This window comes from Psychromonas sp. L1A2, from assembly GCF_009828855.1.
Lineage (GTDB): Bacteria > Pseudomonadota > Gammaproteobacteria > Enterobacterales > Psychromonadaceae > Psychromonas.
The window spans coordinates 1,529,492-1,548,027 of record NZ_WUAG01000001.1 but is presented as its reverse complement, the minus strand read 5'-3'; the positions used below and the strand labels follow the sequence as shown (position 1 = coordinate 1,548,027).

Sequence of the window (18,536 nt, the reverse complement as noted above, 5' to 3'; positions counted from 1 at the left end):
ATCAGCAACGAGGCTAAATTTACGCCCTAAAGGCAGGTACGGGTCAAAATAAATCATCAACGAACAACTTGCAAAGCACTCAACATGACAAGTAATCTCATTGCATTCATTGTCTCAAAAATGAAAGAAATTAGAATCCTGAACAAACAGCAGAATAACTGAAAGGTGCCATATAAAATATTGATTTATTCAGTGATCTAATGCTCAATTAAATAATCAGAATCAAGAGACCAAAAGTTATTTTCGAGCTTTTTCAACGGGCGTTCTTTTGAACCTGGCGCTGCATTATGCAAAATCAAATTGATAAGATCTGAACTCACTGCAGGATTACTATGAAAGTAATCATGCCCGATAAAGTTAACTGATGCAGGCACTTTAATTAAACTAACATTTCCTACTGAATTAAATATATTCTGCTCATTTTCATCAACATCTTTTATATTTAATCGGCCAAAACTCAAGCTATTTGTTAACCATTGAGAAATACCAAGCGCACTATCTTCTTGAGAAGTATAAATAGTAATTCGTCCAAATGCAGGACCAAATTGTTCAGCCATTAACCTTTGTTTGATAATGCCAAAATCGAGATCAGGAGCAGCTAAAATTAAATTCTCAATACGTAAATCTTTTCTTGGGTTGCCGCCACTAGCTCTATTTTCAATAATAAGTTCACGTAGCGTTGTAGTTGCCACATCAGTACCACGGCTATGGGCGATAATATGAATATTTTCTATTTCAGGGTTTTTAAAAAGTAACCGTAAAGTTTCTTTTAAATGGAAAATAGTAAATTGACCTGACTCTTTATCTGCAAAATATGCAGTCAACCCTTCTGCAGCGGCTGGCCAAGAGTACACAATAGGTACACCTTGTCGTTTAAGGAAATGCCAAAGACTACCTAGTGTGAAGACTGCTTCATCAAACGTATTATTAAAGCCATGAATAAATAGAACAACATCTTTTGTTTCACTATTTGCTAAGCGTTGATTAATAATATTATTCAATTGAGTTTCATGGTAAGACTTTTGTTCTAAAATACCTTTATCAATTTGAAGTTTATCGTCTATTCGTTTAAAACTATAAGGAGATAAAGGAAAACGCCCCAATTCATTAACTTCCTCTAACTCATAAATGAGATCAGTTGAACGTTTTTTTTGATTACTTTGTTTTAATAACTCATTCCATTGTAACGATTTATTCTCAAAATCTACTTTAGCAATCCCATATGCAATTGATGCTGAGCGACTGGCATCATATTTAACATCTTTTTTGCGAGAAGTACCTCTATCTGTAACGTATATAAGTTCCATACTAGTTTCACGTAGCGTTTCAGGAATTTCACTTTCTGAATATGGTGTATTTATATAGACATTAGGTGTCGGCATTAATTCTGGACGGGAAGAACATGCAGATAAGAAAAAAACTGAAAAACAAATAAAAACAGAAAATTTACCGCGAAGGTGGAAATGCATATTTATTCCTTATTTTATGGCTCATAAATTAACCATCCTGGTTATAGTAGCCTTCCTATAATATACAATAATCACAATAAAAGAACATCACAAGTCTATACTTCTTAGGTATTTTTCTAACACTACCTTTTAAAAAAGTTAAAAATAAAGTACTAGCCGTATTGATTTTTAATGGTTAATTTTAAGAAATATTGTACCGTCTTCACCTTAGTATTCCATAGGATGAATTACCGGTTGAATTTGGCAATTGAAGTCTCGTTTATCAGCGGTTCAGCCTGTGCTCCAAAAAAGATGTTTTGGAGCAATTATCAAATAATACTGGCTTTGAAAGCGGCTTTTATAAGGTCCAATAATTCGAACTCATTAACACAATACAGATACTACTACGGAAGATAGCGAATATTTTCATTACAAATAAAAGTGATAACATGACTTCGTTAAGAGAACATGTTGCGTCTAAAGGGACTTATGTTGTCATTGTTAAAAAAATTATGTCCAGGATTTAAATAGAGACTATATTGATTAATATTTAGGTACATATCACCAGTTAATAAAAAATGTGTTTATCAAGATTAAATACTATTACTCAATCTCAGTAGGTACAGTAAATTAGTTAAAAATTATGCCAGCATACTATCACTGGCACTGGTATTTTTAATAATGTGGTTACCTATGTGTACTGAAACAAATGACTTATAACAAAGATCAACACGCCTTGTTCAGAATTAAAAGAATCCCATTGGGTTAATATCATAACTAACCAACATATTTTTAGTTTGTTGATAATGCTCTAGCATCATTTTATGATTTTCACGTCCAATCCCCGACTGCTTATACCCACCAAATGCAGCATGGGCAGGATATAAATGATAACAGTTAGTCCATACACGACCCGCTTTAATTCCTCGCCCAACACGGTATGCTAGATTACTATCTCGCGTCCATAAGCCAGCCCCTAAACCAAACTCAGTATCATTGGCAATGGCTAACGCATCCGCTTCATCTTTAAAGGTGGTAATGCTGATCACTGGTCCAAAAATCTCTTCTTGGAAGACACGCATATTATTAGTGCCTTTTAATAAAGTTGGTTGAATATAATAACCTTCGTGTGCACCATCAAACTCCTCATAAGCTCCACCAGCGAGCACTTCAGCCCCTTCTTCACGCCCAATATTAATGTACGACAATATTTTCTCGTATTGTGCTTTAGACACCTGTGCTCCAACTTGGCTATTCATATCCAATGGATTGCCTTGAATGATACCTTTAGTGCGTTCAATTAAACGTTCAATAAATTTATCTGCTATCGACTCTTGTACTAACAAACGAGATGGGCAAGTGCACACTTCACCTTGATTAAAGAAAGCTAAAGTTGCACCTTCTATGCATTTATCAATGTATTCATCTTCATATTCCATCACATCTTCAAAGAAGATATTTGGTGATTTACCACCTAACTCAACCGTTGATGGGATTAAGTTTTCTGCTGCACATTGCAAAATATGCTTACCCACTGGGCTTGAACCAGTAAAAGCAATTTTCGCAATACGTGTTGACGTTGCTAAAGCTTGGCCTGCTTCAGCACCAAAACCATTAACAATATTCAAAACACCAGGTGGTAATAAATCACTAATTAATTCCATCAAAAATAAAATAGATAAAGGTGTTTGTTCTGCAGGTTTTAAAATGACGCAATTACCCGTTGCTAATGCAGGAGGTAACTTCCAAGCCGCCATTAACAATGGGAAATTCCATGGAATAATTTGCCCAACCACACCTAATGGCTCATGAAAATGATAAGCAACGGTATGTTGATCTATTTCACCGAGAGATCCCTCTTGAGCACGAATACAACCTGCAAAGTATCTAAAATGGTCAACGGCTAGTGGTACATCTGCCCCCATCGTTTCACGAATACACTTGCCGTTATCCCATGTTTCAACCAATGCTAATAACTCCAAATTTTGTTCAATTCTGTCTGCAATTTTTAATAGAATATTAGAACGTTCAGTCACTGAGGTGTTGCCCCATGATTCTTTTGCATGATGCGCAGCGTCTAAAGCTAACTCAATATCATGTTCGTCAGAGCGTGCTACTTCACAAATATCACCTCCAGTAACAGGTGTTTTATTAACAAAGTATTGTCCCTTAACAGGCGCTATCCACTGGCCTCCGATATAATTATCATAACGCTTTTTAAACACGATCTTTGACTCAGCTGAACCTGGATTTGGATAAATCATAAACACCTCTCAGTTATTTTTGTTCCATTGTGGAATAGTTATCATATTCATTAATTTACAACCTGCGTGACTGTAAATTCACAATTGTTGACTGTCAGTTCCAAATCCAAAGGGAATAATATTTATGATAAGTGAAAGCATTAATAAACAGCGTAAAGCACATCAAGTGCTTATAGAAAGTAAGTTATCTTTTGCTGGAGAACAGTCTGAATTAAGTATTTATGATACGTTCGAGCAGGCAGATAATATTGAACTCGTCTCTGATCAACTAATGTTTTGTGGCATGCTCAGCGGTAAAAAGATAATGCACAATAACCAACGCGATTTTGAAACGCATTTTCTACCACACGAATCATTCATTATTGCTCCTAACCGTATCGTTGAAATAGACTTTCCCACGGCAACTATTGATACCCCGACCACTTGCATCGCTATTGAGATCAGCCAAAAGCGCATAAAAAAGATCTGTAACCAATTAAACAGCAGTGCACCACTGTCTATATACGAGCAGGAGTGGCGATACGACGATAAATTAATGCATACCCACCATAATACTCAGACTCAAGCATTACTTGACCGTATGATTCGGATTTTTAGTGAGAATCATCAAGATAGAAGCTTTATGATTGATTTAGCGGTAAGTGAATTAATTACCCGTTTACTCAGGCATCAAACACGAGACTTTATTATTGGTCATAGCTTGGTACAGCCAGATCACAACGGTATTAATAATGTAATAGATCATTTACATAAGAACTTAAGAGAAGAGATTGATATAGATAGTTTAAGTAAAATATCTTGCATGAGTCGCACTAAATTCTTTAATGAATTTAAACAACGAATAGGCACTACGCCTCGTGAATTCTTATTTCAATTACGCCTTAAAAAAGCGGCTGATTTACTAAAGAAAAATAACACAGTAACGCAAGTTTGCTTTGCAACAGGCTACCTCAATACCAGCCACTTTAGTCGAAGCTTTAAAAAGTTCTTTGGTATGAACCCAACTGAATACAAACTACGACACTGCTCGCCTTTATTAAGCTCATAAATACAGCAATACATTAATAAAACAACTGTAAATTAAGGCATTAATGAATAAGCAGAAATGCGCTAACTTGAACGAGTAGCAATTACTTTTATCCCTAAGACCACCATTGCCCCACCTAACACTCGATCTATCCAATGTCCATACTGTTTAAAACGTAGATTAATTGAAGGCCTTGATAAAATACCAACGAGTAAAGAAAACCAAGCAAATTGAATCATCATAATCCATGCTCCGTAAATCGCTATTTGATAAGTAGGCATATCTGGCGATAAGACCACTGTAAATAAAGAAACAAAGTATATGGGTGCTTTTGGGTTTAAAGCATTACATAAAAAACCAACACCGATACTTTTCTTTGCCGAATATTTGGTGGGTGCAGTCAAGCTTGCCTCATTCGCATTAGTAGGTTTCGCTTTTAAGCCCTTAATACCAAGATAAATAAGGTATCCACCCCCTAAGATTTTAATGGCCCAAAGCGCATTTGATGAATTAGCAATCACAGTCGCTAAACCAAAAGCTGAATAGGTAATGTGAATAGATAACCCTAACGCGATTCCGATACTACACATCAAGCCTGCTCTCTTTCCATTAGATAAGGTTTGTTGCGACACGAGTACAAAATCAGGCCCAGGCGATGCAGCAGCTAACAAATGAATCGATGATATTAATAATAAACCTTGTATAAGTTCCATTTGATCCTCTCAACTAATCTTCTCAATAAAAATGACAATAATGGTAATGTCCAATTTAACGGACTGTGCTGTTAATGATAATAATCGCCCGATGTGAAACTAATCAGCATTTATATCAATATAAACTCAGAGAGTCTGTTAAGTAAAACTTACGTCCATCAAAGGAACTGACGAACCGTTCTCATTTATGTAAATTTGATATTACATTGAAAAATTTTAATAATGAATCAATATGTTAACAATTAAGCTAAAACCTTAATCATCTAAATAGGTAAAAATTCCTATAAAAGACAACAAACATCGCATCTTTAAAATAATCATAACTCTTAGGTATTTTTAGACTATCAATTCCCCCTAGGAGTTGGATAATTGAACAATTAATAAGTCAGTCATCATTAAGGAAGACCATGCTTAATCAGGTTGTTAGTATACTGTTCCCTATATTAGGGTTAGCTTTTGTTGGGTTATGCATTGGATATTGGATAAAACCTGATTTTCGTCCGATTAACCGGCTTAATATTGATGCGTTTGTGCCTGCCTTAGTATTTTCATCTTTAGTGGTTATGCCACTGGATATTGAGCAAATTCCTTTATTAAGTGCTTCATTGTTTGCAGTGCTTATTCCCGCTTTGTTGATGCTGCCTATTTGTTACTTTTTTAAGCTTAATTATAAAGTCTGGACGCCACCACAGATGTTTCGAAACAGTGGCAACCTTGCTATTCCATTGTTCACTTATGCCTTTGGCGAAACAGCGATAGCGCCTGCGGTATTGTTGTTTGTCATGTCTTCTTGTCTACATTTCAGTCTTGGTTTAGCACTTATCAGCAAGGGTAATCCTTTATTACAAGTCGCACGTATGCCGATATTTTTATCCGCAGCGCTGGCATTAACCTTAAACTTAGTGGGCATTGGCGTTTGGGAACCTTTATATAATGCAACGTCTTTACTTGGACAAGCTGCGATCCCTATTATGCTTGTCTCATTAGGCGCTCAGATGTGTAATATTAAAATGAGTGGTTTAAAAACAGGTTTATGGTGCACTGGATTATCAATTCTGACAGGTGGGATCGCTTTTCTATTAATTTACCTATTGATACCTTTATCAACACTACACCTACAAATGATGTTGCTATTCGCCATGTTTCCACCCGCAGTCATGAATTATATGTTTGCAGAACGTTTCGACTTAGAGCCTGATAAAGTCGCTTCAATGGTATTGTTTAGCAATTTCTTATGCATTATCACCTTACCGATGATGTTGACTGTCGCACTCTCATTTAATTAACGTCTGTATTCAAGCGTTCTGTTTAACTACTGTGTTTAACTAGCGTATTTAGCTAATACATTTAACGACACAAGTAAATTAAGCATGAATAAATACAACAACATGAACAAAAAAAGAGTGGATATACGTTTATCTAATTGAATAACGATTAGAAAAAGATACCCCCCCTTTTTATTACAAGCTTTATTTGTTAAAAAGTAATGCTATTAAAGCGATATTAATTAAACATCATAAGCTAAAGCTTCCAACTTAAGCATAGAGCATAGAGCATAGAGCACAAAGCATAGAGAACAGAGCAGAGACCACTACACTTCATCAACCGTCCCTAGTACAAAATGCTTTGCTTCAATAATGACGTCAATCACAGAGTAAATAAGCATAATCATCGATGAAGCGGGAATACACGAATACAGTATCCACTGTTTAATTTGAAATGCCGTGGTCACCTGATTCGTTCTTAAGGTCAATTTTAACGAATACCAAAATAAAATCGCCATGAAGGTCGCAGAAATAATTAAAATTAACAGTCTATAAAAGTGTTTCAAGCGTACATTTTTAATACGAGGACTTATCCAATCCCCTACTGAAAAGTGTAACTTTGCGCACCACAGGGCCGCTGCACCATAAAAAACCAACGCAGCGAAACTCAGCTCAATGATCTCATCGAACCAATAAAAAGAGTTAATAGTAACCACACTTTGAATTAAATTTGCGACACCTTCTAAACCACTCTCCAATAAGAATTGAATGAAATCATTAATTAAACGCAACGATATATTAGCAATCAGTAAAAGGGCTAAAACAGCAAACATAGCCATTGCGATATATTGAAGGATTCTTTGAACCCAAATATCAATGGTTTTTAATAGTGAAATCATTACATTTCTCCCATGATAAGGTTAGGTAAAAAGAGTGAGATACTAGGTACAAAGGCAATCAATACAGTGATTAAAAAGATCATTAATAAATATGGCCATACCCTTTTAGCTAGCGCAGGCATCCCCACTTTTGCATAACTATCAACCGCAAATAAACACATGCCAACGGGTGGTGTTAAGTTACCAATCATAATTAATAACACCATTACCACGCCAAAATTCACTAAGTCGATATCAAACATCGTCGCGATAGGCATAAATAAAGGTAATGTAATTAAGAAGATTGCATTGCCCTCTAAAAACAACCCCATGGTTAACACGATGCCAATAACAATCCACATTACAATAGATTGCGTCGCACCATAACCGACTAACGTCTCGATAATGCTATCTGGCAATTTTTGATGGATGATTAACCACCCGAAAAAATTTGCAGAAGAAATAATAAAGAGCAGGCTGACCGATTGTGTAATTGATTTGTAAACAATCGACGGAATCTCTTTTAATTTTAAATCTTTATAGAAAAAGCCCAGCATTGCCGCGTACACACATACCACCACAGATGCTTCAGTAGGCGTGAAAAAGCCGCTCATAATGCCACCGACAATAATGACAGGAGCCATCAAAGGCCAAAATGCGCCATTAAAGGCAGATAATCGAGCTTTAAAAGATTCTTTATGTTCAGCACGAGGATAATTTTTACGTTTCGCTAAAATACCCAACGCAATCATCATTCCCAATGCCATCATCACACCGGGAATAAAACCTGCTAAGAATAAACGCGCAACAGAAACACTGGTAATTGAACCGTAAAGTACAAAGGGAATACTAGGCGGAATGACTGGCCCAATAACTGAAGAAGCCGCCACTAATGTAGCAGAATCTGCGGGATCATAACCTTGATCGACCATTGCTTTGTGCTCTATCTGCCCTAACCCTGCAGCATCCGCTACTGCAGAACCTGACATACCAGAGAAAATAACACTCGCAACAATGTTCACTTGACCGATACCCCCCGCAATATGCCCAACCATAGATTGTGCAAAGCGGAAAATACGATCGGTAATGCCCCCCGTATTCATTAGGTTGCCGGCCAAGATAAAAAATGGAATAGCCAACAGTGTGAATCCTGTTGTACCGTAATACATACGATGAGGAAGCATGGCTAACAGACGTGCATCACCTAGGCCAATAAAAAAAACGACTGATGTCAGGCCAATTGCGACAACCACTGGAACATTAATCAATAGTAGGAATATAAGAGTGCCAAATATAGCTAAGGTCAACATACTGAGGGTCACCTATCAATAGTGCCAAAACGACTAAAAAGGTGATCATTGTTACTGCTTAAAATTATCTCTTACTGTGTTGTGAGGTAAAAATAACGTTGCAAAACAACGTATTTTTCTTTACTTAACATTGCCAGTAGAGAGTTTACTCAGTAAATATCTCGGCAGGTTATAACTCACGTTTTGTTAGTAATGATTTTTCTGGGTAACGTTTGATCACATCATTAATTGAATGGGTATAGTAACGAAAGATTTCGCCTCCAAGAGACGAAATCAAAGGTCATACAGAGTATAAACATCTGAAATTTAAATGACTTATTTAACTGACTTAGTCATTTCTATCCATTTATCAAAGTTAGCAGCACCCACTTTTTTCTTTATTTGCTCGTAAGCAGGGCCCATCATTGCTTGGAATGGTGCAAGATCAGGCTCATCAATCACAATACCTTTTGAACGCATATCTGCAATCTGCTTCAATTCTTCAGCACGTGTTAGCTTACGCATTAATAGACGAGCTGAATCAGATTCTTCACGAACAATAACTTGTTGTTCAGGCGTTAAACGAGCCCAAGCATCTTTAGAAACCACATGCACCATTGAACTGTATAAATAGTTGATGATGGAAATGTATTTTTGAGACTCATAAAGTTTCAAGTTATAAATCACACCAATTGGATTTTCCTGTCCATCAACTACACCTTGACGCATTGCCATCACTAACTCACTAAACGAGATAGTCTGTACATTTGCACCTATCGCTTGCATTGCAGCTTGATAAGTCATTGCAGGCGGTGTTCGAATTTTTAAGCCTTTAATATCATCAGGCGTTAAAATTGGACGAACAGAGTTAGTCAACTGACGAAATCCCCAATCCCAACTTGATAGATAAACAAGTCCTACTTTATCAAGTTCAGGAGCTGCCCACTCTTTAAACGGCCCATCTAAAACACGGTCGGCATGTTCTGCGTTACTCAATGAGAAAGGAATACTCACGGTATCAAATAAAGGAACATGTTTCGCAAGTTGATCTTGTCCTGAAAGACTCATATCAACCACCCCCATAATCACTTGTTCAAGTACTTCTGGTGGGCTACCTAACGCATTGTTAGGGTAAAGTTCAACTGTCACCTCCCCTTTAGTACGTGCTTCAACTTGTTTAGCAAACTGCATAGCAGCAATGTGAGAAGGATGATTTTCAGAACCAAAATGTCCAAGCTTAAACTCAACAGCAGAAAATGCTGAAGATGCCCAAGCAATGCATAAAGCCGACACTAATCCTTTTTTAAAACTCGAACGCATAGTTAACTCCTAATATATAATAAGTTTTCTTGCCTTGTTTTGAATGCTCATAAAATCACAAGCATTCACTATTAACATTTATTTCAACTGAAAAAATGTTGTTTTTTGCAGTGACTTCTCTAACCAACTAATTGGTTAAGATCCTATCTTCTCTTTCTATAAATCTAGCTAAAGCACTCAACATTATAAGCACTAAAAAACCAAATTTATGGACTAAGGTTTTTTTGAAATTGCTCGATAAATGAAACTTAAACGAAACAACAACACTTCAAATATACTTCCATGTATCAATAATCTGCCAAGCAATAAACACTTAAAAGGTAATATATTAATGAAGCTAACAAGCCGCTATAAAAGTTAATAAAAAATAATTTAAATAACTTTATTATTAAGATAAATATTAGATAATTGTCAATATTTACAGACACTAACAACTCAATTTAACCTTAATAAATTATCTAATTAAACCAGAGCTCTCTTCTTGTATTACAACAACATAACAATAAAGCAACCCTTAAAGCTCGGGGTCATGTCTCATTTTGGGTTTAAGTTATATTGCACAGTTATCAAAAAATCACATTACGCGGTAAAAACAGTGGAAAGTAGATATAAAAAGAAGAAACTAAAAATTCATACAATCAATTGAATAAGAGGAAAATAAAAATGGAGTAAGCATTTTCTTTGAATAAAAAAATAAGATTTTTTAACCAGATATCTACTATTTAACCGTACCTCTACTATTTAGTTACCATTCAAGTTTCTTCACACATTCTTTGCTATCAACTTGGTTATCATTCAGTTCTATCACACGACTTTTACCCAATACAAAGTGTGATTTAAATCACATTTATTGTTGTTTTGCCATTTGATAAGCAATATAATGTAGATCCAAGTCACATTAAATAGAGGTTCTTATGAAACAGAAAATCATTCAAACTAGTCTTGAAGTAACAGGATTACTTATGATGTTTGCTGCAGGTGCTACTTTTGTTTTACTACAAATGACAGCATGGATATAACCGAGTCATTGCTCGGTTATTTTTTCTACCTATAAAAGTTAATATGATTAATTACTTTACGTCGTTATCTGATATAGATATTCGAGATCGCAATGTAAATTAAACAAATAACACAGGCACTTACACTTTTATAAAAGTAAAAATATAAAAGAAAAAAAACACATAAAATCAAACCCTTGCAAATAGCTTTTAAATGCATCTTTTCTAGTCAAACATAAACTTCATACTGAAAAATTTATATTGTTATAATTTTTTATGGCATGCTTTCTTCTCCTTTACTCTTACTAGGAGATTACAATGATGAATAAATTATAGATAAAGCAATTAACCGCCTAATGCTCAGAACCACTTTTTATATAGATGAAATATAACGTTAATTATTATTAAAAACGGATGTTCGATAATATCTAACTTTATATACTCGTTACCCTTCATCCGTTTATAAACACGTTATAGTAATTATAATAATCGGATTTGATAAGCAATGAGAATCGAATCAAATGTAATACGACTCTCGGTCATCAATATCACTAATAAGCCCCTATCAAGAGCAATGCGATAAATAATATTAAACCTCCTTTCTTATTAGTACTTAATTAAATGTCTATCTACCTCATCATCAGTTAAAATAACCAATTATTAAAATAGAATGTAAAAGCTACTCCATGATCAACTAGTCAATGTTTAATCAATAATTTGGAGTATGTTATTAGTACATATCAGTCATGATATAAAATACCAAAGGCAGTAAAATCAAATGAGTAAAGCTAATATCCAGTGGTTTCCTGGGCACATGCACAAAGCACACAAACAAATTCAAGAAGTACTTCCACAAGTTGATATTATTATTGAAGTTGTTGATGCTCGTATCCCTTACAGCAGTGAAAATCCACTGATTGCAGCTATTCGTCAAAAAACGCCTTGTATTAAAGTATTAAACAAAGCTGACCTTGCTGACCCAGAAATCACCGCTAGATGGATTGAATATTTAGAGCAAGATCAAGATATAAAAGCAATTGCTATCACCACCAGCAAGCCGGAACAAGTACATCAAATCACTAAACTTTGTGAACAGTTGTTGCCGCATCGCTTAGGTCAAGATAAACAGATTCGCGCAATGATCATGGGTATTCCAAATGTTGGAAAATCAACCATCATTAATATTTTAGCAGATCGCATTATTGCTAAAACGGGTAATGAACCCGCAGTGACCAAAAACCAACAACGTATTCGCCTTCCAAGTGGCATTATGCTGTCTGATACACCTGGATTTTTATGGCCTAAAATTGAAAATGCTAACTCGGGTTATCGTTTAGCAGTAACAGGTGCGATTAAAGATACGGCTATTGAATATGAAGATATCGCTTATTACGCCGCTGAATATTTAATTAAACATTATTTACCACGCTTACAAGAACGATATGATTTCGAAGAAACACCACAATCAGACCATGAATTAATGGAATTGATTGCTAAACGTCGCGGTGCATTACGTGCTGGTGGTCATTTTGATATTTATAAAGTATCAACTATTCTGCTCAATGAATTACGTTCAGGCGCATTAGGTCCATTAAGTATTGAAATACCAGAAATGGTTGCCGTTGAAAAACTTGAAGTGGCTGAGATCATGAAAAATAAATTAGCTAAAAAGATTGAAGTGAAAGCAGCAAGAAGGAAAAGATACAAGAAGAATAGATAATAAAATTCTGTTTATGGGAAAAGGGAGTAATTCATTCATTTGAATTACTCCCTTTTTTATTTCTACTTATTTCTATTAAAAACAGCCCTGTTTAAACTTAACAAGGTATATCATCTGTAATCGCTTCGCCATACAAATGAACTTGATTGCTTTCCCATAATGGTGATATTTTTATGTTCATCACAAGCGCGTCCAGCAAGGCCATAACAAACATGCAATGGCAAAAAATGCTCTTCTCGTGGATGACAATAGCGGGCATATGGCGCTTTTTTCCACTGAGTTAGTCGTTGATGACGTTCACTTTCTAATAAGCCTTTATCACTTAAACTCGCCTTTAACCAATCATCAAATTGTTGATTTTTAAGTTGACCATCTTTAGCGTTTTGTTCACCTTTAAAAGCTTTCATATTGTGGAAAGAGAAACCTGAACCAATCACTAGTAAATTGTCATAATCAAGCGATTGTAAGGCTTTACCAATCGCTAAGTGCTGCTTGGCATCAAGATGATTCACTAATGAAAGTTGGATGGTTGGAATATCTGCTTCTGGATACATTAATGTTAAAGGCACATACAAACCATGATCATAACCTCGGTGATGATCCATTATTACTGGTATAGCGGCTTCTTTTAAGGCCTGTTGAATCTTTTCAGCTAGCACGGGTTCACCAGCACTTGGATATTGAACTTGATAAGCCGTCTCTGGAAAACCATAATAATCGTAAATCATCTTTGGTTTTACATTAGCTGTAACACGTACTTCTTTCTCTTCCCAATGAGCACTTATCACCAGAATCGCACTGGGTTTTGGCAATATAGACGCTAATGATTTTAAATAACGATTCATATCTCGATGTGCAGCATCATTAAACAAGGGCATTGGTCCGCCACCATGTGAAATAAATGCAATATTGAGATTATTCATATTCACTCCAAACCCAGTTTATAATATCAAATCATTTATATGAAATGAAAAAGACGACTAAACGACTAAACAGTTTAAAAAGATCATTATCGCTAGAGCCTAGCGATAATAATCAAGAACGATAAGATGAACTAAACTATTTACTCAATTTTTTGCTTAATACGTTATCTAAACTAAAACTACCACCACCTTGCACCGCTAACGCAACTAATGCCACTAACAATGTTAATGCGTACTCGTAACCGTTGTTATCCATAAATAAACCATTACTTATATGTACCGAGAATATCGCCACTACCATAGTAAACGCAGCAACTACTGCCGCTGGGCGTGTTAATAACCCTAACAATAATGCTAAACCGCCAAAAAATTCTGCACTTCCCGCTAATAAAGCCATTAAATATCCCGGAGTCATACCAATGCTAGCCATCCACTGCCCAGTACCTTCTAAACCGTAACCGCCAAACCAAGCAAATAATTTTTGTGATCCATGTGCAGCTAAAATTAAACCAATCGGCGCACGAAGTATTAATGCACCGATACCCGCTTTCGATGATAGTAGTTTGTTCAATAATGGTGAATTCATAAGTTATTCCTTTATAAAATAGTAATTAATAGTGTTGCCCCTGCTTATTGGGATGCAGGCACTTTACTATCAACAATACAAAAGAGTAATATGCAAAATATAGAATGATTAACAACAATATGTTGATAATATTCTTTTAAATAAAAGTATTTCAATCAAAGCATTAGTCAATAACCAAAACAGTTAATAAAGAATAGAGGTAATGATGGATAGAATTGATGCAATGCGAGCCTTTGTTGCCATCGTCACTGAAGGTAGTTTTAGTAACGCAGCTTCTACCCTGCAATTGTCCCCTCAGTTGGTGAGTAAATATGTGTCTAAATTAGAAGAGCAACTTGATGTACGATTATTACACCGTACAACACGTAAAGTCAGCTTGACTGAAGCGGGAACACATTATTATCAGCATGCGCAACAAATATTATTAAGCATTGACGAAATGGATTCACAACTTGGTGGTTTGCAACAAAATCCCAAGGGAACATTACGTATTAGCGCCCCTGTTTCATTTGCATTAAAACACATGGCCAAATTAGTGGCAGAATTCCAGTTACGTTATCCGTTAGTCAATGTAGATTTACAGCTCAATGACCGAAAAGTTGATATTGTGGATGAAGGGTTTGATGTAGCGATTCGTATTGGACAACTTAAAAGTTCATCATTAATCGCTAAAAATATTGCGCCAATTCGCGTTATTTTATGTGCTTCTCCAGATTACCTTAAGCAATACGGCACGCCTATTAAACCTGAAGATCTTAAAAGACATCGTTACTTACACTATAGCTACATGGAAATAGATGGTAAGGATGAAGTATTTCGATGGTTAAGAACACAGAACACGGGCAGTGCATTGCGTAGTAATAATGGAGATGTCTTAGTTGAAGCGGCTATTGCTGGCGCAGGTATCGTATTACAACCCACCTTTATTGCCAGTAAAGCACTACAAAGCGGAGCACTAGTTCAGGTATTACCTGACTTTGAACTTGATCCAATTGGTTTGTATGCGATGTATGCCAACAGAAAATTGTTACCTAATAAAGTCAGATGTTTTATTGATTTTATGGAAGGTTATTACGGCTCACCACCCTATTGGGACAATTTGATAGCAACATAAAATGTAATTTATAACGCTCTCACTACGCAGATCAATACAAGGAGACTATTAATCTTTAAATCGTAGCCTAGCAGTCAAAACACTTGTGACTGACAAAATGATTAACAATATATTTAACCTTAATTCTGGTTAATGAAAACGGAATTATATTTAAAATCAGAAAGTTGTATTTTTTACTAGTCAGTGCCGTTAGTTTTGCATAGTTCAAGGCGAATGATTTAAGCAATAACGGGTTACTGAGTGATAATTTAACGCAGAACCCCGTGGAAATAGTGTTGTTGTATCGCTTTGCTTATCCAGAACTGAGGTTATTTAGAAAGTGATTTAAAGCGCTAATGAGAACGGTAATTGACAAGATTAAATCATCATAAAACTATTTACTAGAGACAGAAAAGCCGTTTTAAAAAGAGAGTTAAACTCTCCATTTACTGAACTTCTATACTTAAAAGCCATCGACAATACATTTGAAATTTGCCGATAGCTTGCAGGTATACTATCAATTTAACGTTTTATTTTTACTTCGTTACTATTGAGTATTGCTAATAGAGGATTTGTGGAAAAAACTTGTTTTTTAATTAATAAGCCAATGACAAGACCAGCAATAAAGCCACCAATATGAGCCCAGTAAGCAACACCACCGCCACTTTCATCAGCAAAGTAAAGACCAATGACATTAATACCTAACCAAATAGCAAAGAAAACTAACGGACTCACTTTCTTTTGGTAGACAACAATCATTAATGTCAGGCTAGCATGTCTAAACCATAACAAGTACATTCCAAACAAACCGGCAATAGCACCACTTGCACCCACCATTGGAACAAATGAGTCAGGTTCTGCAAGAATCTGCGCAGCCGCTGCAGCAAGACCACAAAGCGTGTAATATAAAATAAATTTACCACGACCTAATGCATCTTCAAGATTGTCACCAATAATATACAAGAAGTACATATTACCAATCAGGTGCATTACCCCGCCATGCATATACATATGTGTAAGTAGAGTCCATAACTGATGGCCATGACTTACTTGATCAGAATGCAATGCAAAATTATTATAAGCAAAAGACTCTCCGACTAAACCTGTCGAATAACTAATAAAAATCAATAAGTTTAATAACAATAGAGAATATGTAACCCACGGAGTCGTTTTAGGCTTTAAATTATATTCTATTGGCATTTGAGATAAGAATTGAAACAACCATGTACGTTTTTGAATAGGTTTATCTAACTCTAATAATGCTTGAGCAATAGCTGGAGATTGAGTCACTTTTTCGATCTCTTCATTGTCTAACCACACACCAGAGCAGCTAGAACAAGTATCAACCTCAACCTCGAAACCTGACATTAAATGATAACGTGTTAATCCTTGGTCACATACATGACAATGACGTTTTGATGCACCAAGTTTATCTCCTAAGGTTTCCTCAAGGTACACTTGATCATTATCGTTATCAGCAATCGATAATGCGCTATCTAATTCACCCAGTTCAAGCCATATGCCATGACACTCTTGGCATTTATCAACTTCTTGTTGGTGAAACTCATATTTTCCCATGGAAACGCTAGCGCAGTTTGGGCAATTTTTCATTGTCATTTTCCTTAATGATTCTATAACGGACTAACATCAATACCGGCTTCAGTGAGTTCATGATGAAGTTTGGTATAATTATTAATAAGTTCTTTTAAAGCGCCATCTTTGGTTTTTTGATTAAGTACTGCAAGTAAATCGGCACCATATTTGGCACCAAATTGACGATTCTCTATTTTTTTAATGATTAATGCTGTTTCAGAGTTATAACGACGTATCGCAGAGAGAATTTGACTTGGAGTTTCCAATGCATTGGAAGAGTATTTCATGTTATCCCATACAAAAGAATCAATCATAGGATGGTATGCTTTTATATCGTAGGGCGATTTATCTTTAAGTAATTTAGCATAACCATCAAGTGTTATAACATTATCACCAAGTTCATCGGCTAACGCATGTTGCAGATAGAAGTTCTTTTCTTTACTGTTTAAATTTTCAAATAGCAGCGCTTGAGACAACCCTTCTTGTGCAGCTAAATAGACCCCCGCTACCGTCGCAATAACTAAAAATATTTGCCCAACCCAAAAACCACTTTTAATTAAATCAGAATTATCAAATCGGATGGCTTGACGCGGTTTCTTGTTGTTTTGTTGAAGAGGCTCAGTTTGGTTTGACGTTTCATCTTGGTCAGGGAGCTCAGAGTGCATAATGTCTATCTTCCATGGTTAATTTTTGAAAGATAATATCATACGTTTACTTTTACTTTATAACTTAAAGAAAAGATAATTACTTTTATTTGCTATAAATATCCATGGTAAAGAGAGCTAATTCATTAAGTTAAACAATCATACCAACCACTTTAAAAATCAACTGTTGCATTAATTGAACAAGATCATCAATATTTTCTTGTTTAAATTTCCTTGGTATAAACATTGTGCTCCCTTACTATGTTAATAACTTATATACCCATTACCATTGAAGGTGAAAAATTCAGCAAGTGGTGAAGTGAACAGATGCTAGGCAGAAAGAAAAATGTCTAATGGGTTATTCTAACAACGTAGATGATTGCTTCAAAGTTTGCCCTCTGGGTCGTTCGCTTGAACGGTCACGCGTATAAGCACGAAATAGCGTATTTACCAAATATAAAAAAGAATTGTCTAACAACTATGGTATTTTTATCAAATGTTATAATCAGTCTGATACCCTCTTAAATCATATACTAATCATTTATTAGTTGTTCTATAAAAACCATCATATCAAATCAAAATCGGCAGTTATATTACTTCTTCTGTTAATGCTTATCAGATTACCCTAAACAGCCATTTATCTGACTCGATCGCTGAGAATTAAAAATTAAGAATTAAGAATTGAAAGATTAAAGCAAATTACAAGAAAAAATATCAACCAAAAAAAAGGCCAATCATTTCTGATTGGCCTTTTCATTTTTAAAGCAATGTGAGG

General features: G+C 35.4%; 14 protein-coding genes. 4 read left to right on the top strand and 10 right to left on the bottom strand.

Translation table 11 applies throughout. The annotated features are described in order from the left end of the window. Positions 1-197: 197 nt before the first annotated feature. Positions 198-1,469, bottom strand: a complete 1,272-nt coding sequence (locus GQR59_RS06675; protein ID WP_160061223.1) for an alpha/beta hydrolase — start codon at positions 1,467-1,469, stop codon at positions 198-200. Between the two features lie 725 nt (positions 1,470-2,194). Beyond that, positions 2,195-3,712, bottom strand: coding sequence for an acetaldehyde dehydrogenase ExaC (gene exaC / locus GQR59_RS06670; RefSeq protein ID WP_160061222.1), 1,518 nt, complete (start codon positions 3,710-3,712; stop codon positions 2,195-2,197). Positions 3,713-3,836: 124 nt separating this feature from the next. On the opposite strand from exaC, the gene GQR59_RS06665 reads away from it, so the two are divergent. Next, positions 3,837-4,760 (top strand): AraC family transcriptional regulator, encoded by a 924-nt coding sequence (locus GQR59_RS06665; RefSeq protein WP_160061221.1) that lies wholly within the window; start codon positions 3,837-3,839, stop codon positions 4,758-4,760. Between the two features lie 62 nt (positions 4,761-4,822). Here the strand turns inward: GQR59_RS06665 and GQR59_RS06660 are convergent, their stop codons facing one another. Beyond that, positions 4,823-5,452, bottom strand: a complete 630-nt coding sequence (locus tag GQR59_RS06660) for a LysE family translocator (RefSeq protein WP_160061220.1) — start codon at positions 5,450-5,452, stop codon at positions 4,823-4,825. Positions 5,453-5,859: 407 nt separating this feature from the next. On the opposite strand from GQR59_RS06660, the gene GQR59_RS06655 reads away from it, so the two are divergent. Then, positions 5,860-6,738: an AEC family transporter gene (locus tag GQR59_RS06655; RefSeq protein WP_160061219.1), complete on the top strand. Its 879-nt coding sequence runs from the start codon at positions 5,860-5,862 to the stop codon at positions 6,736-6,738. Positions 6,739-7,043: 305 nt separating this feature from the next. On the opposite strand, the gene GQR59_RS06650 is transcribed toward GQR59_RS06655, so the two are convergent. The 3 genes from GQR59_RS06650 to GQR59_RS06640 all read right to left on the bottom strand — a co-directional run bounded on the left by GQR59_RS06650 (position 7,044) and on the right by GQR59_RS06640 (position 10,204). Beyond that, positions 7,044-7,616 (bottom strand): TRAP transporter small permease, encoded by a 573-nt coding sequence (locus GQR59_RS06650; protein ID WP_160061218.1) that lies wholly within the window; start codon positions 7,614-7,616, stop codon positions 7,044-7,046. Next, positions 7,616-8,905 (bottom strand): TRAP transporter large permease, encoded by a 1,290-nt coding sequence (locus tag GQR59_RS06645; RefSeq protein WP_160061217.1) that lies wholly within the window; start codon positions 8,903-8,905, stop codon positions 7,616-7,618. The genes GQR59_RS06650 and GQR59_RS06645 overlap by 1 nt, the downstream gene beginning before the upstream one ends. Positions 8,906-9,220: 315 nt before the next feature. Further along, on the bottom strand, positions 9,221-10,204 hold the full coding sequence (locus tag GQR59_RS06640) for a TRAP transporter substrate-binding protein (RefSeq protein ID WP_160061216.1): 984 nt from the start codon (positions 10,202-10,204) through the stop codon (positions 9,221-9,223). A gap of 1,776 nt (positions 10,205-11,980) precedes the next feature. Between GQR59_RS06640 and ylqF the strand changes: the two genes are divergently transcribed. Then, a complete protein-coding gene (gene ylqF / locus GQR59_RS06635; RefSeq protein WP_025564144.1) occupies positions 11,981-12,922 on the top strand; it encodes a ribosome biogenesis GTPase YlqF in 942 nt (313 codons plus the stop codon). Between the two features lie 110 nt (positions 12,923-13,032). Here the strand turns inward: ylqF and GQR59_RS06630 are convergent, their stop codons facing one another. Both GQR59_RS06630 and GQR59_RS06625 read right to left on the bottom strand, forming a co-directional pair. Further along, positions 13,033-13,845, bottom strand: coding sequence for a DODA-type extradiol aromatic ring-opening family dioxygenase (locus GQR59_RS06630; RefSeq protein WP_160061215.1), 813 nt, complete (start codon positions 13,843-13,845; stop codon positions 13,033-13,035). Between the two features lie 136 nt (positions 13,846-13,981). Beyond that, positions 13,982-14,431 (bottom strand): DoxX family protein, encoded by a 450-nt coding sequence (locus GQR59_RS06625; protein ID WP_160061214.1) that lies wholly within the window; start codon positions 14,429-14,431, stop codon positions 13,982-13,984. Between the two features lie 205 nt (positions 14,432-14,636). Here GQR59_RS06625 and GQR59_RS06620 point away from each other — a divergent pair, with 205 nt between their 5' ends. Further along, positions 14,637-15,545: a LysR family transcriptional regulator gene (locus GQR59_RS06620; protein ID WP_160062472.1), complete on the top strand. Its 909-nt coding sequence runs from the start codon at positions 14,637-14,639 to the stop codon at positions 15,543-15,545. Positions 15,546-16,046: 501 nt separating this feature from the next. On the opposite strand, the gene GQR59_RS06615 is transcribed toward GQR59_RS06620, so the two are convergent. Further along, the gene (locus GQR59_RS06615) at positions 16,047-17,135 is read right to left on the bottom strand and encodes a rhomboid family intramembrane serine protease (protein ID WP_236546676.1); all 1,089 of its coding nucleotides are present in this window, start codon (positions 17,133-17,135) and stop codon (positions 16,047-16,049) included. A 20-nt stretch (positions 17,136-17,155) separates the two neighbouring features. Further along, the gene (locus GQR59_RS06610; protein ID WP_236546675.1) at positions 17,156-17,782 is read right to left on the bottom strand and encodes a hypothetical protein; all 627 of its coding nucleotides are present in this window, start codon (positions 17,780-17,782) and stop codon (positions 17,156-17,158) included. Positions 17,783-18,536 lie beyond the last annotated feature (754 nt).